Here is a 24,298-nt window from a genome sequence, read left to right as displayed (position 1 = left end):
TCCTCCATTGTAAGTTTTACAAACCCATTGTATACATAAACGGGTCCGCTTTCTACAATAAAAAGTCATGACTTTCACTTTCCACCAACAACTTATTATGATTTAATGGTTAAAAACAAGTAAAGAAGGGGCACGGCATGAAAAAAGAATTGATCAGAACCATATCATTATATGACACTATCATCATACATAGACATGTGAGACCTGACCCGGATGCCTACGGATCTCAATGCGGCCTTACGGAAATCCTGAAGGAAACGTATCCGGAAAAAAATATTTTTGCAGTCGGAGCGCCTGAACTATCGCTGTCGTTTTTATATACCCCTGATGAGATTGAAGATTCGGTTTACGAAGATGCACTCGTCATCGTTTGTGATACGGCCAATCAAGCGAGAATTTCCGATCAGCGCTACAAGTTGGGCAGCAAGCTGATCAAAATCGACCATCACCCGAATGAAGATCAGTATGGCGACCTTTTGTGGGTGGATACAAGCGCGAGCTCAACGAGTGAAATGATTTATGAACTGTATTTGACCGGAAAAGAAGAGGCGGGATGGAAGCTTCCCGTGAAAGGAGCAGAACTGATTTACGCCGGCATCGTCGGTGATACCGGCCGCTTTCTCTTTCCGAACACAACGAAAAAGACGTTAAAATACGCCGGCGAGCTGATCGAATATCCGTTTTCTTCACAGGAACTTTTCGATCAATTATATGAGACGAAATTAAATGTTGTGCGTTTGAACGGATACATTTATCAAAATGTCTCGTTATCGGAAAACGGTGTGGCTTCCGTTTTTATTACAAAGGATATTTTGAATCAGTTCAATATCACGCCGTCTGAAGCCTCACAGCTCGTCAGCACGATCGGCAATATTTCCGGTATCAAGGCCTGGGTGTTTTTTGTTGAGGAAAGCGATCAAATCCGCGTAAGGCTTCGATCAAAGGGGCCGATTGTCAATGAAGTGGCCAAAAAATACAACGGCGGAGGCCATCCGCTTGCAGCAGGGGCTTCCATTTATGACTGGAAAGACACCGATTTGGTCATCGCTGATTTGGAGCGTATTTGCACGGAATACAAATAAGAGGGGGGATCCCCTCTTTTTGCAGTATGATTGTATGCGTTTGCAATTTTTGCGTTATTGATACGCCGTCAGATAAGAAAGCCTGGACGGCACGGGCTGCATGCGCTCCGGTTTACTCGGGAATAAACCAGGAACCGAGATCTGTCACATCTTCGTAGACATGAATGTTTTGCGCTTGCAGTTCTTTTTTGATAAGGGACGCGAGACTTTCAGTTTCCGCATAAGCCGAGTAGCCGAGCTTGATCCGGTTGACTTTATCTCTTGCCAGCTGATGGTAACTGTAAATGTACATTCTGCCTTCCTCCCTTTTTTAGCTTTCGTATCGCTTACTGTCAGTTTAAAATAAAATATGGAAAAAAGCGACGAATGTCTTTAAATAGTTAAAAAAAATCCATATTTTCATTCTGAAAAAGATATTTTAATTTCCACAGAAAGCCTCGTATAGATCGTCAATTCTGTCACTTTGGCTTTGTAGGTTTTATCGTTAATCGTATATTCCTTGTTTTCAATCGTGCGCTTTAAAAGCTCTTTTGTCCGGTAAACACTTTCGATATCCTTTGTAATGACATCTGAAATATCATCGCGAATGTGCTCTTCAAAATTCATCATGTCAGGCTGTGACAGCTTGTATTGTTTCCCGTTGATCAGCTTGACGTCCACGCTTTGAATCAACAGTCTTCTTTTATTGTCTTCATTCAGTTTATGGAGATCCTCCCGGTAAATGGTGATCTGGTCATTCAAGTCTTCGATGCGCTCCTTCTGTTCACGAATCATCACGACCTGCTTTTCCTGAAAGGTGCCGTACGTAAACAGAAAAACGAGCCAGCTGACGATGGCTCCGCACATCATTCCGGCAAAAAAACGCTGCCATCCCGGCTTTTTATAGTAAGGAGGAATTCTCATGAGGAGATATGCTCCTGTGTGAGCCAATTGATGATCAAAAACCCTGTCTGCGCTCCTCCCATCGCCGAAAGGATCAGGAGAAGCTGTTTTACGATGTCTCTTGTATTGCCTTCAATGATGCCTCTTTCAAAGCTGTAAACGGCATCGAATGTACCGCCGATGGCGGCGACCAGTGCCCAGATCTTCAGTCGGTTGGCAAGACTTGTAATAATCGACAAAGGCGGCTGCCCCGACAGGTAAGCGCCGATGCCGCCGATCAATGCACCGCCGAGAAGAACGCCGAGCGCAATAAAATAAGAACTGATAAAGTTTGGCAAAAAGGGCTGTTCAGGGTCCATTTCGATCACCTCACCTTTTAACATGATATGGACAAAGCGAGACAAGTATGATCGAAAAGACAAGAAAGAACATTTGTTTCTCATTCACTCACATCTTATAATGAAAAGAGATGGCTCGAAAAAGGAAGGGGTGACAGAATGCCTTTTGTTCACCTGCAAGTACATAGCGGCTACAGCTTGTTAAACAGCGCCGCATCTGTAGAGGATCTCACGGCCAAGGCGAAAGAGCTGGGTTACAGCGCACTGGCCTTGACGGATGATGAGGTCATGTACGGAGCGGTGGAGTTTTACAAAGCGTGCAAAAAACGCGGCATCAAGCCGATTATCGGGCTGACCGCAGCCGTTTTGACAGATGAAAAAGAACAGCTTTCATATCCGCTCGTTCTGTTAGCGAAAACAAATAACGGATACAATAATCTGCTGAAAATCAGCAGTGTTTTACAGTCAAAATCAAAAACAGGCATCAAGGAAAAATGGCTCAAAAGCTATCATGAAGGCATTATCGCGCTGACAACAGGTGAGACAAGCTATGTTGAAACCCTTTTAAAAGAGGGTCTGACAAAAGAGGCCGAAGAGGCCGCGCTCCGCTATCAGTCCATCTTTGGCGAAGGCAGCTTTTATTTGTCATATCAGCCGTACAAAGCAGACCCGTTCCTTTCTGAACGCATTCTTGAGCTGTCGGCAAAAACGGGAATTCCGATCGCCGCCTCTGGAGACGTCAGGTACATCGAGAAAGAGGATGTCACAGCCTATACGTGCTTAAAAGCGATTAAAGCGGGGGAAAAACTCGGAGAAAACCTGGAGGGGAAGAACGATCAGCATCTTGATTTAAAACCGCCAGCTGAAATGCTGGAGATTTATCAGGACCAGCCCGACGCATTGGAGAACACGATCAAGATCGCAAGGCAATGCCGCGTCGATTTGAGCCTCGGCCAGACGCGTCTGCCCAAATATCCGGCGCCGGACGGGAAGAATCCCGACGATTACTTAGCCGAACTTTGCTTTGAAGGGCTTAGGAAGCGGCTTGCCGAACCGCCTTCACAGGAATATGCCGAGCGGCTTGAATATGAGCTTGCCGTTATTCGAGACATGGCCTTCAGCGACTATTTCTTAATCGTTTGGGATTTTATGAAATTTGCGCACGAAAACGGAATTTTTACAGGCCCGGGCCGCGGATCTGCGGCCGGTTCTCTTGTCGCCTATACGCTGTTTATCACAGATGTGGACCCGATCAAACATAAGCTGCTGTTCGAGCGGTTTTTAAATCCCGAGCGGATCAGCATGCCTGATATAGATATCGATTTTCCGGATACGCGAAGGGATGAAGTCATTCAGTACGTCAAAAATAAATACGGCGACATGCATGTTGCCCAGATTATTACATTTGGAACACTGGCCGCCAAAGCGGCGCTAAGAGACGTCGGACGGGTGATGGGCATCAGCCCGAAGGAAGCCGATCAGCTGGCGAAGCTGATTCCTTCCAAGCCGGGAGTCACATTAAAAGAAGCCCTGGAACATTCTTCAGAGCTCGGCAAACGACTCAAAGAATCAAAAAAGCTGCAGGAGATATTTAAAACGGCCCAAAAAATCGAAGGTTTGCCGCGCCATACATCGATTCACGCGGCAGGGGTCGTCTTAAGCGAAGAGCCCCTGACCAATGTAATACCGATACAGGAGGGCCATGACGGCGTATATTTAACACAGTATTCCATGAGCTATCTGGAAGATTTGGGACTTTTGAAAATGGATTTTCTCGGCCTGCGCAACTTGACGCTCATCGAGTCGATCAAGGCGCTGATTGAAAAAAAGGAACGGATCAAGATTGATCTCTCGGATATTTCCTATCGCGATGAGCAAACGTTTCAACTGTTGTCGGCAGGGGATACAACGGGTATTTTTCAGCTCGAATCAGCCGGCATGAGAAATGTCTTAAAAAGGCTGAAGCCGACTAGCCTTGAGGATATTGTCGCCGTCAACGCCCTGTACCGCCCCGGACCGATGGAAAATATTCCGCTGTACATCAAGAGAAAGCACGGCCAATCTCCGGTATTTTACCCGCACGAAGATCTGAAGGACATTTTAAAAGACACGTACGGAGTCATTGTCTATCAGGAGCAGATCATGATGATTGCATCAAAAATGGCGGGCTTCAGACTGGGGGAAGCCGACCTTCTCAGAAGAGCCGTCGGCAAAAAAAACAAGGAAATCCTTGATACAGAGAGAAATCATTTTATTAATGGGTGTTTGAAAAAAGGATATTCCGCTCAATCAGCAAATGAGGTATACGATCTGATTGTGAAATTTGCCAATTACGGTTTTAACCGCAGCCATGCGGTTGCCTACAGCATGATCGGCTATCAGCTCGCCTATTTAAAAGCTCATTTTCCCCTGTATTTTATGTGCGGGCTTTTGACGAGCGCGATCGGCAATGAGGAGAAGCTTGCCCAGTACATCTATGAAGCAAAAGGCAAAGGGTTGAACGTTTTGGGGCCTTCGATCAACAAAAGCGGCTACCCGTTCACTGTTGAAAACGGCGCGCTCCGCTATAGCCTGAGAGCAGTGAAAGGCGTCGGCATTTCCGCGGTGAAAGACATTTACAGAGCGAGAAGGGAAAAGCCATTTTCCGACCTGTTCGATTTCTGCGTCAGGACCTCTGTGAAAAGCGTGAACAGGAAAACGATCGAAGCGTTAATATTCGCCGGGGCAATGGATGAATTCGGCGAAAACCGCGCCACATTGCTGGCTTCGATAGACATCGCATTGGAGCATGCTGAATTATTTGCCGGGGACAATGACCAGCTCGGCTTCTTCCTTGATGAAGGCTTGACCATCAAGCCGAAATATGCAGAAGTGGAAGAAATGCCGCTCGTCGACCTGCTTGCCCGCGAAAAAGAAACGCTCGGCATCTACTTCTCAAACCATCCGCTTTCCGTTCATCGCGAGCGATTGGCTGAGGCGGGGGCGCATCCGATCATTCAGCTTCTCGCCTCAGATCAGAAAAAAGCCGCGCTCGGCGCGCTTTTAACCAAAATGAAAACGATCCGGACAAAAACGGGACAGACGATGGCTTTTCTTGAATTGAGCGATGAAAGCGGGGAAATGGAAGCGGTCGTTTTTCCAGAGCAGTTCAGACAGCTTTCGCCGATATTGGAAGAGGGGGCGCAAGTTTTTGCGGAGGGGCGCATCGAGACAAGAAACGAAAAGCGCCAGCTGATTGTCGCCTCAGTTTCCCTGCTTGAATCGTTGCACACCAAAAGGCAGCCTTCCGTTTATATCAAAGTGGAGGAAAATCAGCATAACCAAGAAATCCTTGAAAAAATCAGCAGCATTTTGCTTGAGCACAAAGGCGGTACACCGGTCTGCATCTACTACGAAAAGAAAAAACAAACGATGAAGCTTCCCGAGGCGTACAGCATAACGGCCGATCACGCCGTGCTTTACAGGCTGAAAAGCGTCGTCGGCGAAAGAAATGTTGTGCTCAGATAGCAGCCGATATGAGCATATTCGATTAAAAAAATGCGGGAATTGTGTTATCATTTTTAAGATTCTATTGCTCGTTTTACAAGAATCTTAGCAGGACCCGAAGCAAAATTTTAGACAGAATTCCCTTGAAGGAGTGTTTGTTAATATGTCATTGAAAGAAAAAGCGCTGCATATGCACAAAGTAAACCAAGGTAAATTAGAATCAAAATCAAAAGTGCAGGTTCGAAATGCGGATGATTTAAGCCTTGCGTATTCTCCCGGTGTAGCGGAGCCATGCAAAGCCATTTATGATGACAACAGCAAAGTATATGATTATACAATGAAGGGAAACATGGTAGCAGTCGTATCAGACGGGACGGCTGTGCTCGGCCTCGGCAATATCGGCCCTGAAGCCGCCCTTCCCGTCATGGAAGGAAAGGCGGTGCTTTTCAAAAGCTTCGCTGGTGTGGACGCTTTCCCGATTTGTTTAAATACATCGGATGTGGATAAAATTGTTGAAACGGTCAAGCTGCTTGAGCCGACATTCGGCGGTGTCAACCTGGAAGATATTGCGGCTCCGAACTGCTTTGTCATTGAAGAACGCCTCAAAAAAGAAACGAAAATTCCGGTGTTCCACGATGATCAGCACGGTACCGCAATCGTTACTGTAGCAGGCCTTGTCAATGCCCTTAAGCTGTCAGGCAAATCGATGTCCTCCGTTAAAGTTGTGGCCAACGGAGCCGGTGCGGCCGGAATCGCCATTATCAAGCTGCTTTATCATTTTGGCGTTCGCGACATCATTATGTGCGATACAAAGGGCGCGATTTATGAAGGGCGTCCGAACGGCATGAACGCTGTAAAAGCCGAGGTTGCCAAGTACACAAATAAAAACCGAATAGAAGGATCGCTTCAAGACGTGATCAAGGATGCGGATGTTTTTATCGGTGTATCTGTAGAAGGAGCCCTGACAAAAGAAATGGTTCAAAGCATGGCGGATCAGCCGATCATTTTCGCCATGGCCAACCCAAATCCGGAAATTATGCCTAGCGAAGCGCATGAAGCCGGAGCAAGCGTCGTCGGCACAGGCCGCTCAGATTTCCCTAACCAGGTGAACAATGTCCTCGCATTCCCGGGCATTTTCCGCGGAGCGCTTGACGTACGCGCAACCCACATCAACGAAGAGATGAAAATCGCCGCTGTTGAAGCGATCGCATCGCTCGTCTCCGACGAAGAACTAAAACCTGAATACGTGATTCCGGCTCCATTTGATCAGAGGGTCGCCCCGGCCGTTGCCAAAGCTGTTGCCAAAGCCGCGATGGAGACAGGGGTGGCGAGGATCGATGTAGATCCTGAAGAAGTCGCTGAAAAAACAAGAAAACTGGCAGTGATCGAAGAAAACTAAAACTTCTCATTTTGATCAGCGCGTGACAGCCCTGTTTCAGGGAGCTGTCACGCGCTGTTTCTCAAATGAACTGCGCGTTTTTTCCTCTTATTGGAGATGCGCCAGGGGAGTCAGACGCTTCCGGGAAATTTTTTTCGGCCTGCTTTTTCAATCTTTTGTATCCGCTCTCAAGGCTGATATATCAAATTGCCGCCCGCTGATCCCGTTCACCTTGATTTCCGCGTTTGCCGATTAAAAATGTCGAATTGAGGATGACACGGTTTGACAAAAAAAGTACAATAGTTTCGGTATAGTGATGTTCTAGTCTATGAGCAGGACAGGCATATATGAAGAACCCTTCAAAAAGGGAGGTAATCTTTTGTTAAAAGATATATTCACTAAAAAGAAAAAGAAATACGCTTCCGTTCCCGCGGAAAAGGCGAAGCAAGATGTGCCGGAAGGGATTATGACCAAATGCCCCAACTGCAAAAAAATCATGCTCACAAAAGAGCTCGATAAAAACTTAAGGGTCTGCATGAACTGCGGCTATCATCTGCAAATGAACGCGAAGCAGCGTATAAAAAGCCTGGTTGACGACCAGACTTTTGAAGAATTTAATCAGGATATGGTCTCGGAAAATCCGCTCGAATTCCCGGGTTATCTGGAGAAGCTTGAAAAAGACAAGGAAAAGACGTCTTTAAACGAGGCTGTCGTAACCGGAAAAGGCATGATCGACGGGCATCCGGCGGTCGTCGCAGTAATGGACTCAAGCTTCAGAATGGGAAGCATGGGATCTGTTGTCGGTGAAAAAATTACGCTGGCGATTGAAAAAGCGAGAGAAGAAAAAATTCCTTTCATCATTTTTACAGCTTCCGGAGGAGCGAGAATGCAGGAAGGCCTTCTCAGTTTGATGCAGATGGCGAAAACAAGCTCCGCACTGAAGCTCTTCAGCGAAGAACAAGGCTTGATCATTTCGGTGATGACACATCCGACGACAGGCGGGGTGTCCGCAAGCTTTGCGTCCCTCGGAGACTACAATCTCGCCGAGCCAGGCGCCCTGATCGGCTTTGCAGGCAGAAGAATTATTGAACAAACGATCCGTGAAGAACTGCCCGAGGATTTTCAGACGGCAGAATTCCTGCTGAAACACGGACAGCTTGACTCCGTCGTTCACAGAGCCGACATGAGAAAAACGCTCGGCAGCATTTTAAGCATGCACCAAACTGGAGGTGATCTCGAGTGGCTGGAGAATTAGAATTTGAAAAGCCGGTAATCGAACTGCGCGATAAGATTGCCGAACTGAAAAAGTTTACACAGAATTCGGATATGGATTTAAGCGCTGAAATTACAAAGCTTGAAGCGCGTCTGGAACGGCTTGAAGAAGATATCTATACAAACCTGAAAGCCTGGGACAGAGTCCAGATTGCAAGGCATCCGAACCGTCCGACAACGCTCGATTATATCGAACATCTCTTTACCGATTTTTTCGAATGCCACGGGGATCGTTATTTCGGTGATGATGAAGCGATTGTCGGCGGCATCGCCAAGTTCAAGGGGCTTCCTGTTACCGTCATCGGCCAACAGCGGGGGAAGGATACAAAAGAGAACATCCGCCGCAATTTCGGGATGCCGCATCCGGAAGGATACCGAAAAGCGCTGAGGCTGATGCATCAAGCTGATAAATTTAACAGGCCGATCATTTGCTTTATCGATACAAAAGGAGCTTATCCGGGAAAAGCGGCTGAAGAAAGAGGGCAAAGCGAGGCCATCGCGAAAAACCTTTTTGAAATGGCAGGACTCTCCGTGCCCGTCATCTCCATCGTCATCGGCGAAGGAGGAAGCGGGGGAGCCCTTGCGCTCGGCGTTGCAAACCGCTTATTCATGCTGGAAAACTCAACTTATTCGGTGATCTCTCCAGAAGGCGCGGCAGCGATTCTCTGGAAGGATTCAGGGCTCGCCAAAAAAGCGGCTGAAACAATGAAAATCACCGCTCCCGATCTGAAAGAATTAGATATTATCGATCATGTTATAAAAGAAGTAAGAGGCGGAGCACACCGCGATGTGAAGAAGCAGGCCGGATATATTGATGAAGTGCTGAAAGATGCGCTCAAGTCCCTGTTGAAACTGGATCAAACGGAGTTAATCCAGCAAAGATATGACAAATATAAATCAATTGGAAAAATCTCGACTGAAAACCAATATGTTGGGGTAAAATAAGTAAACGTGAGGCCTTTTGGCTCACGTTTATTTTTTATGAGAGCGAAGAAAGTGAAAGGATTGTGTCATTTGCCGCGATTTTTCAAAGAGTTTGTTTAAAATTTATTTAAAAACTGTTTGTTTAATTGTATAATGATTAAGGTTTTATAAGGGATTTTCAGAAAAATTACATCCCTTTTTCATTGTTTTTGCGGCAATGTACGTGTTAAGGTAAATTATATAAGTTTTAGAGGTGAAAAAGATGAAGCGTATCGGAGTATTGACGAGCGGCGGGGATTCCCCTGGAATGAACGCGGCTGTTCGCGCGGTTGTCAGGAAAGCGATATACCATAATGTGGAAGTTTACGGAATTTATAATGGTTATTCAGGTTTAATCAACGGCAAAATAGAAAAGCTAGAACTCGGTTCTGTCGGAGATATCATCCACCGCGGCGGAACAAAGCTTTATACAGCAAGATGTCCAGAGTTTAAAACGGTAGAAGGACGGGAAAAAGGCATAGCGAACCTGAAAAAATATGGGATAGAAGGATTAGTTGTCATCGGCGGAGACGGTTCTTATATGGGAGCCAAGAAGCTGACAGAACACGGTTTTCCTTGCGTCGGCGTACCGGGAACGATCGACAACGACATTCCTGGAACAGATTTGACGATCGGCTTTGATACGGCCTTAAACACCGTGATTGACGCCATTGACAAAATCAGGGATACGGCGACATCTCATGAACGTACATATGTGATCGAAGTAATGGGCCGCCATGCCGGAGATATCGCACTATGGTCAGGTCTGGCCGGAGGAGCGGAATCGATTCTGATTCCTGAAGCCGACTACGATATGGAAGAGATCCTCGCCAGACTGCAAAGAGGACATGAGCGCGGCAAAAAACACAGCATCATCATCGTTGCAGAAGGTGTCGGAAGCGGAGTTGAATTCGGCAAACGGATCGAAGAAGCCACAAATCTCGAAACTAGAGTATCCGTTCTTGGACACATTCAGCGCGGGGGATCACCGACGGCCGCTGACCGCGTATTGGCGAGCCGGCTGGGAGCCTTTGCGGTTGAACTGCTTCTTGAAGGAAAAGGCGGACGCTGTGTAGGCATTCAAAATAATAAACTTGTTCATCATGATATCATTGAAATTCTTGATCAGAAACATACCGTTGACCAGAGCATGTACCGCCTGTCTCAAGAACTGTCAATCTAGTGTAAACCCGAGGAGGAAGCAATATGAGAAAGACTAAAATCGTTTGTACAATAGGTCCGGCCAGCGAAAGTGTGGAAAAGCTCACTCAGCTGATGGAAGCCGGAATGAACGTGGCGCGTCTCAACTTTTCCCACGGAGATTTTGAAGAGCACGGCGCAAGGATCAAAAACATCCGCGAAGCGGCCGCCAAGCTCGGAAAAGATGTAGGGATTCTTCTTGATACAAAAGGGCCGGAAATCCGCACGCACACGATGGAAAATGGTGCAATTGAGCTGGAAGCCGGTTCACAGCTGATCGTTTCAATGGAGGAAGTCATTGGGACGACAGAAAAAATTTCTGTTACATATGACGGTTTGATTGATGATGTGTCAGCAGGTTCAACCATTTTACTTGACGACGGCCTGATCGGTCTTGAAGTCATCGAAGTGAACGCAGATAATGGCGAAATTTTGACGAAAGTCATGAACAGCGGAACACTCAAAAATAAAAAAGGCGTCAATGTGCCGGGTGTCAGTGTGAACCTTCCGGGAATTACGGAAAAGGACGCGAAGGATATCGTCTTCGGAATTGAACAAGGCGTCGATTTCATCGCTGCGTCATTTGTGCGCCGCCCGTCAGATGTTCTTGAAATCCGCGAATTGCTTGAAGAGCATCGCGCAACAGACATCCAAATTATCCCGAAAATCGAAAATCAGGAAGGCGTCGATAATATCGACCGCATTCTGGAAGTGTCTGACGGCCTGATGGTTGCCCGCGGCGATTTGGGCGTTGAAATCCCGGCGGAAGAGGTGCCGCTCGTTCAAAAAGAGCTGATCAAAAAATGTAATGCGCTCGGCAAGCCTGTCATCACGGCAACACAGATGCTGGACAGCATGCAGCGCAACCCGCGTCCGACGCGCGCTGAAGCGAGCGATGTCGCAAATGCGATCTTTGACGGCACAGATGCGATCATGCTTTCAGGTGAAACGGCAGCCGGAAATTATCCGGTAGAAGCCGTGCAGACGATGCACAATATTGCATCCCGCTCAGAAGAAGCGCTCAACCATAAAAAAATTCTTTCTGCAAGGAGCAAACAAGTCGGTATGTCGATTACCGATGCAATCGGCCAGTCCGTTGCACACACAGCGATTAATCTCGATGTTTCGGCGATTGTGGCGCCTACAGAAAGCGGCCATACAGCGAGAATGATCTCCAAATATCGCCCGCAGGCGCCGATCGTTGCCGTTACTGTCAATGACTCCGTTTCAAGAAAGCTGTCTCTTGTCTTCGGCGTTTTCGCTACGAGCGGCCAAAATCACAGCTCTACGGATGAGATGCTTGAAAATGCGGTGCAAAAGTCGCTTGATACAGGCCTTGTCCGCCATGGCGATTTGATTGTGATTACAGCCGGTGCTGTCGGTGAAGCCGGTACAACGAACTTGATGAAGGTATATGTTGTCGGTGATGTGGTGGCAAAAGGACAAGGAATCGGCCGTAAATCGGCGATAGGAGAAGTGGTCATTGCCGAAAACGCGAAAGACGCGAGCGAAAAAATGAAAGACGGCGCCGTATTGGTGACAAAATGCACGGACCGCGATATGATCGCATCGATCGAAAAAGCGGGTGCTTTGATCACGGAAGAAGGCGGCTTAACAAGCCATGCGGCTGTTGTAGGCTTAAGCCTCGGCATTCCTGTTATTGTCGGTGTCGAAAATGCCACTTCCATCTTGAAACAAGGTGAAGAAATTACGGTCGACTCAGCCAGAGGAGCAGTTTACAGAGGACGTGCAAGCGTTCTTTAATATCTTGTCATTTTCCGGAAAAGAAGGGGAATCCATTTCCCTTCTTTTTTTGCAAGCTATGAAAACGTGCACAAAAAAAGAGCGGCCGTTCGCTTCTATCTAAGAACACGAGGTGAAAGCAATGAAGTTTTTCTTATTATTTCTCGTCATCTTCCCCGCTAGTGAAATCGGTCTGTTTTTATTGTCGGCTAATTGGATCGGCGTGCTTCCGACCGTTTTGCTGATCATCCTGACGGGCTTTCTCGGTGCAGCTCTCGCAAAAAAACAAGGGATCGAGGTATACCACAAGGTGCAGCGGGATCTTCAATACGGAAAGATGCCCGGAGATGCGATTTTAGACGGGCTCTGTATCTTCATTGGCGGCATGCTGCTTCTTTTGCCCGGGTTTTTATCGGATATCATCGGATTGCTGCTTCTGTTTCCGGCTTCACGCAACCGTCTGAAGCCATTCTTGTCCCGCAAGCTGAAAAGGATGTCTGAAGGCAGGCGGGTGAAAATCATCAAATAGTTTTATTGGTGCGGCAGCCTGCTGTAATGCGGATTGTCGTTTATTTTTGCTCTCCTTTTATAATAAATAGCCATATATCTTTTAAAATCCCCGTCGTAAAGAGCGCTTGAATAAGGACGAGAAGCGCGGGACCCATGATCAGTCCGAGAAACCCAAACAACTTGAACCCGGCAAAAAGGGCGATTAACGTGCTTAAAGGGTGAAGTCCGATCGATTTGCTCAAAATTTTTGGTTCGGCAAGCTGTCTGAAAAGCAGGACCACAACGTACAAAACCCCGAGGCCGATCGCAAGCGGCAGCTGTTTGGTTATCGCTAAATAGACGATCCATGGGACAAACACAGACCCCGCCCCGAGATATGGGAGAAGATCGACAATCGCGATCAAAAAGGCGATGGCGATCGCGTGGTTGACCTTTAATACGAACAGTCCGATCATCACGAGAACCATCGTGATGGTCACGAGTGCAAGCTGAGCCTTTAAAAATCCCGCTAGTGCTTTTTTCAATTCAGCATAGACCGCAGCTGCCCCCGAGACCAGGCGTTCTGGTAAAAATGCCTGCGCTCCTTTTTTCAATTTATGAAGATCTTTGCTGATGAAAAAAGTGGCCAGCAGTGAAAAAATCAGCACGGCTGCCGTATTTGGCAGAAATGCGAAAAAAAGCGGCACCGTTTCAAGAATTTTAGAAAGGAATAAGGCGGTGCTTGAAGCGATTTTACTGCCCAAATGTTCGATCTGCGTGATGATGGATTCCTGCTGGCCGGCTTCGAGCCCGTCAAAATATGCGGCAAGCTGATTGTACAGCGGCATGATTCTGTTTGTGAAAAAATGCTCGACATAAAGAGCTGCCCGATTCAGCTGGGCGGGCAGTATTTTGGCCAAATAAGCAGCACCGGAGGCGATTTCGGCGACGATCAATGTTAAAAAACCGGCCCCCGCTGTCAAAAAAGCGGACAGTACAATGGCGACATTAAGACCCCTCGGAAAGCCCGACCGCTCTTCCAGCCATTCCACAAAAGGATTGATGATGACAGCGAGAATAAGGGCAATCACAAAAGGATAGGTTAACGGGAAAGAGTAGTAGCCGAGCGTTCCGATAGCCGCAGCGAGGATGAGCACAGAGCCCGCCCGAAGTGCAATTGCAAGATGGGATTGATTCACGTCAAAATCCTCCTGATCAGAAAGCGTGTCCTAATTTCATTTTATTCATGAGTCTTGTTATTATGAGAAAGGTCAATAAAAAATGGAGATGAAAGCAGATGTTTACTCAAGCCAATTTATTTTTGCTACTTTTGCTGGCGATCGCTTTAGTCGCGAAAAACCAGTCTTTAATCATTGCCGTATCCGTCCTGCTTTTAATCAAGCTGGTCGGCCTCGACCAAAAGCTGTTTCCCGCCATACAATCCAAGGGAATCAACTGGGGCGTGACGGTGATTACGATCGCCGTTTTAGTGCCGATTGCAACAGGCGAGATCGGATTTAAGCAGCTCGGTGAAGCGGTGAAATCATATTATGCGTGGATCGCCCTCGGCGCCGGCATCCTCGTAGCGCTGATCGCCAAAAACGGCATCACATTGCTTGCGGAAGATCCGCATATTACAACCGCCCTTGTGTTCGGAACGATTTTAGCCGTCGCTTTATTTAAAGGTGTCGCGGTCGGCCCTTTAATCGGCGCCGGCATCGCATATCTTGTCATGCAGGCGGTACAGCATTTCACTCCGTAGGCATACATGGCAAGACAGTCTCGAAAAAATGCACCCCTTTAAAAAAGGGGTTTTTTCGTTTGATAAGAGAATAAAACGTTTCGGAACCGAAAAAATTTCAGCATCGTATTTTTTCAAAAAAACATAATTGAATATAAATAAAGCCTGTAAAACTACTAGAAATCTGTAAAGAAAAGCCGATTGGGGGGGAAAATAAGAAAAAAAAACTATAGTTAAACATTTAACAAATGTCTGAAATTTGTTTATAATATAAATAGGCTTAATCTTCATTAAGCATATCGGAGTATTGAATGGTATATAAAACACCGCGATTGTTTTATTTGAAAAACGATTTTATGTAAGCATTTTCTTTTGAGCCAAAAGGTGGTGTTTACATTCTGCGTTGTTTTTGCTCCAGGGTTTTGGTTTAATTTTAAAAGGGGAAATCTTTAAATAAGGGAGAGATGTATATGACAGCAACACGCGGCCTAGAAGGGGTAGTCGCCACTACATCATCAGTGAGTTCAATTATTGATGACACCCTTACATATGTAGGGTATAACATCGATGATTTGACACAAAAAGCCAGCTTTGAAGAAGTTGTGTATCTGCTTTGGCATTTAAAGCTGCCGAACAGGGAAGAGCTTACCGAGCTAAAAAAACAGCTTTCTGAGAATGCCGGTATCCCCAAAGAAGTAATTGATCATTTCAAATCCTACTCAAATGGAAAAGTCCACCCGATGGCAGCACTGCGCACAGCCGTTTCTTTACTGGGATTGTTCGACGAAGAAGCAGATCAAATGGATTCGGATGCAAATTACAGAAAAGCGGTCCGTCTACAGGCCAAGATGCCTGCGCTTGTCGCCGCATTTTCAAGAATCCGCAAAGGGCTTGAGCCGATCGAGCCAAATCCGGAACTCGGCTTTGCCGCTAATTTTCTCTACATGCTGAATGGAAAAGAACCTTCGCCGATAGAAGTGGAAGCGTTTGACAAAGCTTTGATCCTGCACGCGGATCATGAACTGAACGCATCGACTTTCACGGCCAGAGTATGCGTAGCCACGCTTTCTGACGTCTACTCAGGTATAACAGCGGCAATCGGCGCCTTGAAAGGCCCGCTTCACGGGGGAGCAAACGAAGCTGTTATGAAAATGCTTTCAGAGATTGGTGAAGTGGAAAATGTAGATTCATATATTCAAGCCAAGTTCGAAAAGAAAGAAAAGATTATGGGCTTCGGCCACCGCGTATACCGTCAGGGAGATCCGCGTGCAAAACATTTGAAGGAAATGAGCAGGCGGCTGACGAATTTAACCGGTGAAAGCAAATGGTTTGAGATTTCCGAGCGGACTGAGCAAATCGTCACATCTCAAAAAAAGCTCCCGCCGAACGTAGACTTTTATTCTGCATCGGTTTATCATAGCTTAGGAATCGACCATGATCTTTTCACGCCTATTTTTGCGATCAGCAGGGTATCAGGATGGCTTGCCCATATTCTTGAACAGTATGAAAACAACCGTCTGATTCGCCCGCGCGCAGATTATACAGGCCCTGACATGCAGACATTCATTCCGATTGAAGAAAGAAGCTGACCGATGTAAAGAGGTTTGCCCGCGACTCGTCTGGCCGGCCTCTTACGGTTCTTTCTAAAACATTGAATCTATGAAAAAAACATGCTTGTCCCCCGCACTCACGGGGGAAACAGATGTTTTTCTATATGAATTACATATTATGGGAGGTTTTATTGTGGCACAAGGTGAAAAAATTACAGTCTCTGGCGGAGTATTAAACGTTCCAAACAACCCGATCATCCCGTTTATTGAAGGGGACGGAACCGGTCCTGATATTTGGAGAGCGGCTTCCAGGGTTTTGGAAGCAGCCGTTGAAAAAGCTTATAACGGCGAAAAAGAGATTACCTGGAAAGAAGTTTACGCCGGGGAAAAAGCATACAACAAAACCGGTGAATGGCTTCCAGAGGAAACGCTTGACGCGATCCGCGAATACCTCATCGCGATCAAAGGTCCTTTAACAACTCCTGTAGGCGGCGGAATCCGTTCATTAAACGTCGCTCTCAGACAAGAGCTTGACTTGTTTACATGCCTGCGCCCTGTCCGCTACTTCACTGGCGTACCATCCCCGGTTAAGCGCCCTGAGGATACAGACATGGTCATCTTCCGTGAAAATACCGAAGATATCTACGCCGGCATCGAGTATGCGAAAGGCTCTGAAGAAGTTGAAAAGCTGATTTCTTTCCTGAAAAACGAGCTGGGTGTCAACAAAATCCGCTTCCCTGAAACATCAGGCATCGGCATCAAGCCTGTTTCTGAAGAGGGAACATCAAGGCTTGTCAGAGCGGCGATCGAGTATGCGATTGAACACGGCCGCAAATCTGTCACACTCGTACACAAAGGAAACATCATGAAATTCACTGAAGGAGCCTTCAAAAACTGGGGTTATGAAGTGGCTGAAAAAGAATTCGGCGATAAAGTGTTCACATGGGCCGAATACGACCGCATCGTCGAAAAAGACGGCAAAGACGCGGCTAACAAAGCGCAAAGCGAAGCTGAAGCAGCCGGAAAAATCATCGTTAAAGACAGCATCGCCGACATTTTCCTTCAGCAGATTCTGACGCGTCCGGCCGAGTTTGACGTCGTTGCGACAATGAACCTGAACGGGGACTACATCTCAGACGCCCTTGCAGCACAAGTGGGCGGAATCGGCATCGCACCTGGAGCAAACATCAACTATGAAACAGGACATGCCATCTTTGAGGCGACACACGGAACAGCGCCTAAATATGCCGGACTGGACAAAGTAAACCCGTCTTCGGTCATCCTTTCCGGCGTTCTGCTTCTTGAGCATTTAGGCTGGAATGAAGCTGCCGACCTTATCATTCAATCGATGGAAAAAACCATCGCTTCCAAAGTCGTGACCTACGATTTTGCCCGCCTGATGGACGGCGCGACAGAAGTAAAATGCTCTGAGTTCGGGGATGAGCTCATCAAAAACATGTCTTAAGCGGCAACTGGGTTTCATAACAAAAAAACAACAATTAAAGGGGTAGAAAAAATGGGAAAGAAGCGAAATAAAGTATCTGTCATCGGAGCGGGTTTTACAGGTGCAACAACTGCATTCTTAACGGCTCAAAAAGAATTGGCCGACGTCGTTTTGGTCGACATTCCGCAGCTGGAGAACCCTACGAAAGGGAAAGCGCTCGATATGCTTGAAGCGAGTCCTGTCCAAGGATTTGACGCGGATGTGAAAGGGACGGCGAACTATGAAGACACGGCCGGTTCTGATATTGTCGTCATTACGGCGGGCATCGCAAGAAAGCCTGGAATGAGCCGGGACGACCTCGTGGCTACGAACGAAAAAATCATGAGAAGTGTAACCAGAGAAATTGTCAAATATTCGCCTGACTGTATCATCATCGTGTTGACAAACCCTGTTGATGCGATGACTTACGCCGTATACAAAGAATCGGGCTTTCCGAAAGAGCGGGTCATCGGACAGTCCGGAATTCTGGATACTGCAAGATTCAGAACGTTTGTCGCTCAGGAGCTGAACCTGTCTGTCAAAGACATCACCGGTTTTGTGCTGGGCGGTCATGGCGACGATATGGTACCGCTCGTTCGTTACTCTTATGCAGGCGGTGTTCCGCTTGAAACGCTTCTTCCAAAAGACCGGATCGATGCCATTGTCGAAAGGACGAGAAAAGGCGGGGGAGAAATTGTCAACCTGTTAGGAAACGGAAGCGCCTATTATGCGCCAGCCGCTTCTCTGACTGAGATGGTTGAGGCGATCTTGAAAGACCAGCGCCGCGTGCTGCCGACCATTGCCTTCCTTGAAGGCGAATACGGCTACAGCGGTATTTACCTCGGCGTACCGACGATTATCGGCGGAAACGGTCTTGAAAAGATCATTGAGCTTGATCTGACCGAGTCTGAAAAAAGTCAGCTTGATCAATCCGTACAATCGGTTAAAAACGTGATGAAAGTACTCTCATAAAACAAACAGACAGGCAGGCTTAATAAAAAGCCTGCCTGTTTTTCGGATTACATAATATAGAAAATGAAAATGAAAGACATAAACAGAGGCTGTCAGCATATACCTAATCATAATCATCTGCCCGGACATTTTCGTCTTTGAATGGAATTTGAACCAGTCATCTCACTTTTCACCATTGAACGGCCGGATGTTGGCAGAAAAAAGAGATTTTATTCAAAACAATGAAAAATCAAATTGTCGAACAGAAAGGCTTTCGTTAAAATAAGAGTGAAAACGTTTCGCACATATAAAAATAGAGATAGAGATGTCGGGGAAATATGAAGCCTGGAGGCATGTCATGAGCAAAAAGATATTAGTTGTAGACGATGAGGAATCAATTGTTACGCTTCTTAAATATAACCTTGAAAGGTCAGGCTACCACGTTGTGACGGCCATGGACGGAGAGGCGGGCCTGTTAAAGGCGATAGAAGAGAAGCCTGATCTGATCGTGCTCGATCTGATGCTTCCGAAAATGGACGGAATCGAAGTCTGCAAGGAACTTAGGCAGAAAAAGCTGATGTATCCGATTTTGATGCTGACCGCAAAGGACGATGAATTTGACAAAGTGCTCGGACTTGAGCTGGGCGCAGACGATTATATGACAAAGCCGTTCAGCCCGAGAGAAGTGACGGCTAGGGTCAAAGCGATTTTAAGAAGAACACAGACGATGTCTGTTCAGCCCGAAGAACCTGAAGAAATCGATGCGGGTGAATTGATTATCGGCGACCTAAAAATACTGCCTGAACATTACGAAGTGTATTTTCAAAATGAGCGTCTCGAGCTGACGCCGAAGGAATTTGAGCTCCTTTTGTATCTTGGAAAACATAAAGGAAGGGTGCTGACAAGGGATCTTCTCTTGAACGCTGTCTGGAATTACGACTTTGCCGGAGACACGCGCATCGTCGACGTCCATATCAGCCATCTTCGCGATAAAATCGAAAAAAACACGAAAAAACCGGAATACATTAAAACGATTAGAGGTCTTGGCTACAAAATGGAGGAGCCGAAACTGAATGATTAAATTCCGGACCAGGCTTTTAGCTGCCCTGCTGACGCTGTTGATTCTCGTATTTGCTTCACTCGGTTTTCTGCTTGTTCACTTGTTCCACTCCTCTTACAATGCAAAATTAAGCAGCCACATTGAAAAAGAGGCCGGCTTGCTAGCCTCGCTGACGGATGCCGGAAACCTTAAGTCTTCTGAACAAGGCGCAATTTTAGAGAAAGCAAGCCGTGAACTGGACAGTGATGTATCACTGATTGATACAAAAGGTCAGGTTCTTTTTCATTTTGGAGAGCATGCGGCAAACAAGTCCGTCATCAAACAAGCGGTTGAAACCGATTTGGATGGCGAAGGCGGAGGCTTCAGAATCAGGCCGAGTGATGAGTCTGTGTTCCGCTATGTCCAGCCGCTCAAAGAGGCGGGGGAGCTGCAAGGCTATATTCTGATCAGCTCTCCGGTCGATTCTCTGCAGGATATCAATCAAAAAATTTGGATTCTTCTAGGTGTCAGCCTGGGAACGGCTTTTTTAATCATTGCCGGGCTTGGGGCGAGAATTACGTCCCAATACACGAATCCGATTGAATCCGCGACACAAGTTGCCATTGAGCTTGCGAAAGGAAACTATAAAGCAAGGACGTTCAATGAAGATGAAACGATGCTGAGCCAGTCCATCAATATGCTCGCCCAAAATTTGCAGGACATGACAAGAGCGCAGGAAATGCAGCGGGACCGGCTGCAAACCGTGATTGAAAATATCGATTCAGGCCTGATTTTAATCGATGGCAAAGGCTATATCCATCTTGTAAACCGGGCCTATCAAAAGCAGTTCCATGTAGAAGCCGACCAGCTTCTCTACCACTTCTACCATGAAGTGCTTGAACATGAAGAGATCATCAATCTCATCGAAGAAATCTTTATGACGGAAACAAAGGTCCGCAAGATGTTTAAGCTGCCGATCAAAATCGAGAGAAGATATTTTGAAGTCGACGGTGTTCCGATTATCGGCATCAATGATGAATGGAAAGGCATCGTCCTCGTTTTTCATGATATGACGGAGAGAAAGAAGCTTGAAGAAATGAGGAAGGACTTTGTCGCGAATGTTTCTCATGAGCTGAAAACACCAATTACCTCGATCAAAGGATTCACAGAGACGCTGTTGGACGGAGCCATGAACGAACGGGAAACCCTTTTGCAGTTTCTCTCGATCATTTTAAAAGAAAGCGGCCGCCTGCAAAATCTCATTCAGGATCTATTGGACCTTTCGAAAATCGAACAGCAGAACTTCACCTTAAATATTCAAAAATGTGACATCGGCGAAATTCTCGAAGAGATCGAGATGCTGTTAAAGAATAAAGCGGAGGAAAAAGGGATTGCGCTGACCCTGGAAAAACCGGCAGTGCCTGCCGTTGCTTCCGGAGATCCGCACAGACTAAAGCAGGTTTTTTTGAATTTGGTTAACAATGCGATCACATACACACCGGAAAAAGGCAGTGTGACGATTCATGCGGAAGTGCTGGAAGATGCGGTTCAGGTCAAAGTAAAAGATACGGGGATCGGCATCAAGCGCTCGGAAATCCCGAGGATTTTTGAACGGTTCTACCGGATTGACAAAGACAGAAGCAGGAATTCGGGGGGAACAGGTCTCGGCCTTGCCATCGTCAAGCATTTGATCGAAGCGCATCACGGAGAAATCGATGTCGAAAGCGAGCGGGGAAAAGGCACTGTGTTTACGGTCCGCTTAACACGAGCTGCTGCAAACGGTGAGGAATAAAAGAAACTTTACAAAGGCTTTACAACTTTGATAAACACGTTTAAAACTTGGCTGATAGGATCATTAGTGAACCCCTTCATCCAAGGAGCCATATGGACGGACGCGATCATCAAGCGCGTCCCTTTTTTTGTTTTCTTTCTAAAAAAAGGACTCTGATTTTCCTTTCAAAATGAACTTTGCTAAAATAAAATAAGCAAATATGTGTATGAAGTTGAATGGAAGCTGGAAAATCACGGCTTCTTAGGAGGATCAAGATGACAGAACGAAAAAAATTAGTGTTGGTTGACGGAAACAGCCTGGCATACCGTGCGTTTTTCGCACTGCCTCTTCTCAGCAATGAAAAAGGAATACATACAAATGCCGTGTACGGTTTTACGATGATCCTGATGAAAATGCTTGAAGAAGAAAAGCCGACCCACATGCTGGTCGCTTTTGATGCGGGAAAAACGACGTTCAGGCATAAAACGTTTAAAGAATATAAAGGAGGCCGGCAAAAAACGCCGCCCGAACTTTCCGAGCAAATGCCGTTTATTCAGGAGCTTCTCGATGCCTACCGGGTCTCCAGGTATGAGCTTGAAAATTACGAGGCCGACGATATCATCGGAACGCTGGCTAAATCAGCCGAAACAGACGGCTTTGAGGTCAAGATCTTCTCCGGTGATAAAGATTTGACACAGCTGGCGACGGAAGGAACAACGGTGGCGATCACGAAAAAAGGCATCACAGATGTTGAATATTATACGCCTGAACACGTCCGGGAAAAATACGGGCTCACACCTCCGCAAATCATCGACATGAAAGGACTGATGGGCGACGCCTCAGACAATATTCCCGGCGTTCCCGGCGTCGGTGAAAAAACGGCGATCAAGCTCCTAAAGCAGTTCCATACGGTCGAAAAGCTTTTATCGTCAATCGACGAGGTCAGCGGAAAAAAACTAAAAGAAAAGCTTGAGGAATTTAAAGACCAGGCTTTGATGAGCAAAGAGCTCGCGACGATCACCACTGAAGCTCCCCTTGAGATTACATTGGACGCCCTTGGCTATGAAGGCTTTGACAGGGAAGCCGTCATTAAGCTCTTTAAGGACCTCGGCTTTCATTCGCTGCTTGAAAGGCTCGGGGAAGACACCGCAGAAAAAGAAGAGGAACAGTTCGAGGAGCTCGACGTCAAGATCACAAATGAGATCACTGAGGAATTGTTTGCGTCACCGGCTTCATTCGTTGTCGAACAGCTTGGAGACAATTATCACGAGGCCCCGATACTCGGTTTTTCGATCGTGAATGAAAACGGCGCTTTCTTTATCCCGAAAGAGACGGCCATTGCTTCCGAACGTTTTAAAGAATGGGCTCAGGACGACTCGAAAAAGAAATGGGTATTTGATGTAAAGCGTGCGGCGGTCGCTTTGCGCTGGCAGGGGGTTGAACTGAAAGGCGCGGAATTTGACGTTCTCCTCGCGGCTTACATCATCAATCCTGGCCACTCGTACGATGATGTCGCAAGCGTTGCAAAGACCCATCAGCTGAGCATTGTATCCTCCGATGAAGCGGTCTATGGAAAAGGTGCCAAACAGGCGGTTCCCGCTGAACAGGAACTTGCCGATCATTTGGCCAGAAAAGGAAAGGCGATTTCCCTGCTCCGCGACAAACTGCTTGATGAATTGGAAGAGAACGAACAGCTCGAGCTGTTTGAAGATCTCGAAATGCCGCTGGCCCATATTCTCGGTGAAATGGAATCCATCGGCGTCCAGGTCGATGTGGACAGGCTGAAAAAAATGGGTGAAGAGCTTTCAGGAAAATTAAAAGAGTATGAAAAGAAAATCCATGAGTCGGCTGGAGAGACCTTTAACATCAACTCGCCGAAGCAGCTCGGCGTGATATTGTTCGAAAAACTCGGCCTGCCCGTCATCAAAAAAACAAAAACGGGCTATTCCACATCGGCGGATGTGTTGGAAAAGCTGCGCGACAAACACGTCATTATCGAAGACATCCTGCATTACAGGCAAATCGGCAAGCTGCAGTCCACATATGTTGAAGGGCTTTTAAAAGTCATCCGCAAAGACAGCCATAAGGTGCACACGCGCTTCAATCAGGCTTTAACACAGACCGGGAGGCTGAGCTCGACAGATCCAAACCTGCAAAATATTCCAATCCGTCTTGAAGAAGGCCGGAAGATCCGGCAGGCGTTTGTTCCGTCTCAAAAAGGCTGGCTGATGTTCGCCGCGGATTATTCGCAGATCGAACTGAGGGTCCTCGCACACATCTCGAAGGATAAAAACCTGATCGAAGCTTTTACAAATGACATGGACGTTCACACGAAAACGGCGATGGATGTTTTTCATGTGGCTGAAGAAGAAGTCACATCGGCGATGAGAAGGCAGGCGAAAGCCGTCAATTTCGGCATCGTCTATGGCATCAGCGACTACGGGCTTTCGCAAAACCTGGGCATTACAAGGAAGGAAGCCGCCGCGTTTATCGAACGCTATTTCAACAGCTTCCAGGGAGTCAAGGAATACATGGAAGAAACCGTTCAGGAAGCCAAGCAGAAAGGCTATGTCACAACGCTTTTAAGCAGGAGAAGATACATTCCGGAATTGACGAGCCGGAACTTCAACCTCCGCAGCTTTGCCGAGCGGACGGCGATGAATACGCCGATCCAGGGAAGCGCCGCTGACATTATTAAAAAAGCGATGATCCAAATGGCGAAAAAGCTGAAAGAAAAAGGCCTTCAGGCCAAATTGTTGCTGCAGGTGCATGATGAATTGATCTTTGAAGCGCCTGAAGAAGAGATTAAAGAGCTTGAAAAGCTGGTCCCTGAAGTAATGGAGAGCGCATTGGAGCTCGATGTTCCGTTGAAAGTGGATTGTTCTTCAGGCCCATCATGGTATGACGCAAAATAAAAAAAGGAAGTGATC

At 46.8% G+C, this 24,298-nt stretch carries 19 protein-coding genes; 15 read left to right on the top strand and 4 right to left on the bottom strand.

Features of this window, described 5'->3' with window-relative positions; translation table 11 throughout:
* The first annotated feature begins 137 nt into the window (after positions 1–137).
* Complete coding sequence (locus ACINLD_RS17040; protein WP_410207093.1) at positions 138–1,082, top strand: DHH family phosphoesterase; 945 nt, start codon at positions 138–140, stop codon at positions 1,080–1,082.
* A 112-nt stretch (positions 1,083–1,194) separates the two neighbouring features.
* Here the strand turns inward: ACINLD_RS17040 and ACINLD_RS17035 are convergent, their stop codons facing one another.
* The 3 genes from ACINLD_RS17035 to ACINLD_RS17025 form a co-directional block, all read right to left on the bottom strand.
* On the bottom strand, positions 1,195–1,374 hold the full coding sequence (locus ACINLD_RS17035; RefSeq protein WP_026588240.1) for a hypothetical protein: 180 nt from the start codon (positions 1,372–1,374) through the stop codon (positions 1,195–1,197).
* A gap of 107 nt (positions 1,375–1,481) precedes the next feature.
* Positions 1,482–1,985, bottom strand: coding sequence for a sporulation membrane protein YtrI (gene ytrI, locus ACINLD_RS17030; protein WP_026588239.1), 504 nt, complete (start codon positions 1,983–1,985; stop codon positions 1,482–1,484).
* Complete coding sequence (locus tag ACINLD_RS17025; RefSeq protein WP_026588238.1) at positions 1,982–2,323, bottom strand: YtrH family sporulation protein; 342 nt, start codon at positions 2,321–2,323, stop codon at positions 1,982–1,984. Before ACINLD_RS17025 ends, ytrI begins: the two co-directional genes overlap by 4 nt.
* A 138-nt stretch (positions 2,324–2,461) precedes the next feature.
* Between ACINLD_RS17025 and dnaE the strand changes: the two genes are divergently transcribed.
* The 7 genes from dnaE (at position 2,462) to ACINLD_RS16990 (ending at position 12,873) form a co-directional block, all read left to right on the top strand.
* Positions 2,462–5,809, top strand: coding sequence for a DNA polymerase III subunit alpha (gene dnaE, locus ACINLD_RS17020; RefSeq protein ID WP_409444484.1), 3,348 nt, complete (start codon positions 2,462–2,464; stop codon positions 5,807–5,809).
* A 142-nt stretch (positions 5,810–5,951) separates the two neighbouring features.
* Positions 5,952–7,187 (top strand): NADP-dependent malic enzyme, encoded by a 1,236-nt coding sequence (locus ACINLD_RS17015; protein ID WP_409444485.1) that lies wholly within the window; start codon positions 5,952–5,954, stop codon positions 7,185–7,187.
* A 358-nt stretch (positions 7,188–7,545) separates the two neighbouring features.
* Positions 7,546–8,421: an acetyl-CoA carboxylase, carboxyltransferase subunit beta gene (gene accD / locus ACINLD_RS17010; protein WP_026588235.1), complete on the top strand. Its 876-nt coding sequence runs from the start codon at positions 7,546–7,548 to the stop codon at positions 8,419–8,421.
* Positions 8,406–9,383 (top strand): acetyl-CoA carboxylase carboxyl transferase subunit alpha, encoded by a 978-nt coding sequence (gene accA / locus ACINLD_RS17005; protein ID WP_026588234.1) that lies wholly within the window; start codon positions 8,406–8,408, stop codon positions 9,381–9,383. The genes accD and accA overlap by 16 nt, the downstream gene beginning before the upstream one ends.
* A 241-nt stretch (positions 9,384–9,624) precedes the next feature.
* On the top strand, positions 9,625–10,584 hold the full coding sequence (gene pfkA, locus ACINLD_RS17000; RefSeq protein WP_026588233.1) for a 6-phosphofructokinase: 960 nt from the start codon (positions 9,625–9,627) through the stop codon (positions 10,582–10,584).
* Positions 10,585–10,607: 23 nt separating this feature from the next.
* A complete protein-coding gene (gene pyk / locus ACINLD_RS16995; RefSeq protein ID WP_026588232.1) occupies positions 10,608–12,365 on the top strand; it encodes a pyruvate kinase in 1,758 nt (585 codons plus the stop codon).
* A 121-nt stretch (positions 12,366–12,486) separates the two neighbouring features.
* Entirely contained in the window at positions 12,487–12,873 is a 387-nt protein-coding gene (locus ACINLD_RS16990) for an FxsA family protein (RefSeq protein ID WP_026588231.1), read from the top strand.
* A 40-nt stretch (positions 12,874–12,913) separates the two neighbouring features.
* Here the strand turns inward: ACINLD_RS16990 and ytvI are convergent, their stop codons facing one another.
* Positions 12,914–14,032 (bottom strand): sporulation integral membrane protein YtvI, encoded by a 1,119-nt coding sequence (gene ytvI / locus ACINLD_RS16985; protein ID WP_077736213.1) that lies wholly within the window; start codon positions 14,030–14,032, stop codon positions 12,914–12,916.
* A gap of 98 nt (positions 14,033–14,130) precedes the next feature.
* Between ytvI and ACINLD_RS16980 the strand changes: the two genes are divergently transcribed.
* From ACINLD_RS16980 to polA, 7 genes are all read left to right on the top strand, one after another.
* The gene (locus ACINLD_RS16980) at positions 14,131–14,595 is read left to right on the top strand and encodes a DUF441 domain-containing protein (RefSeq protein WP_026588229.1); all 465 of its coding nucleotides are present in this window, start codon (positions 14,131–14,133) and stop codon (positions 14,593–14,595) included.
* 449 nt (positions 14,596–15,044) lie between these two features.
* Positions 15,045–16,163, top strand: coding sequence for a citrate synthase (citZ, locus tag ACINLD_RS16975; protein ID WP_026588228.1), 1,119 nt, complete (start codon positions 15,045–15,047; stop codon positions 16,161–16,163).
* Between the two features lie 154 nt (positions 16,164–16,317).
* Entirely contained in the window at positions 16,318–17,589 is a 1,272-nt protein-coding gene (gene icd / locus ACINLD_RS16970; RefSeq protein ID WP_026588227.1) for an NADP-dependent isocitrate dehydrogenase, read from the top strand.
* A 51-nt stretch (positions 17,590–17,640) separates the two neighbouring features.
* Positions 17,641–18,579 carry a malate dehydrogenase gene (gene mdh / locus ACINLD_RS16965; protein ID WP_026588226.1) on the top strand — a complete coding sequence of 313 codons (939 nt, stop codon included), beginning with the start codon at positions 17,641–17,643 and terminating at the stop codon, positions 18,577–18,579.
* A 337-nt stretch (positions 18,580–18,916) separates the two neighbouring features.
* The gene (locus tag ACINLD_RS16960; protein ID WP_026588225.1) at positions 18,917–19,639 is read left to right on the top strand and encodes a response regulator transcription factor; all 723 of its coding nucleotides are present in this window, start codon (positions 18,917–18,919) and stop codon (positions 19,637–19,639) included.
* Positions 19,632–21,389 carry a two-component system histidine kinase PnpS gene (pnpS, locus tag ACINLD_RS16955; RefSeq protein ID WP_026588224.1) on the top strand — a complete coding sequence of 586 codons (1,758 nt, stop codon included), beginning with the start codon at positions 19,632–19,634 and terminating at the stop codon, positions 21,387–21,389. Before ACINLD_RS16960 ends, pnpS begins: the two co-directional genes overlap by 8 nt.
* 254 nt (positions 21,390–21,643) lie before the next feature.
* Complete coding sequence (gene polA, locus ACINLD_RS16950; protein ID WP_026588223.1) at positions 21,644–24,283, top strand: DNA polymerase I; 2,640 nt, start codon at positions 21,644–21,646, stop codon at positions 24,281–24,283.
* Positions 24,284–24,298 lie beyond the last annotated feature (15 nt).

This window comes from Bacillus sp. z60-11 (genome assembly GCF_046464135.1).
GTDB classification, from domain to species: domain Bacteria; phylum Bacillota; class Bacilli; order Bacillales; family Bacillaceae; genus Bacillus; species Bacillus sonorensis_A.
This window is presented reverse-complemented; position numbering and strand designations above follow the sequence as displayed.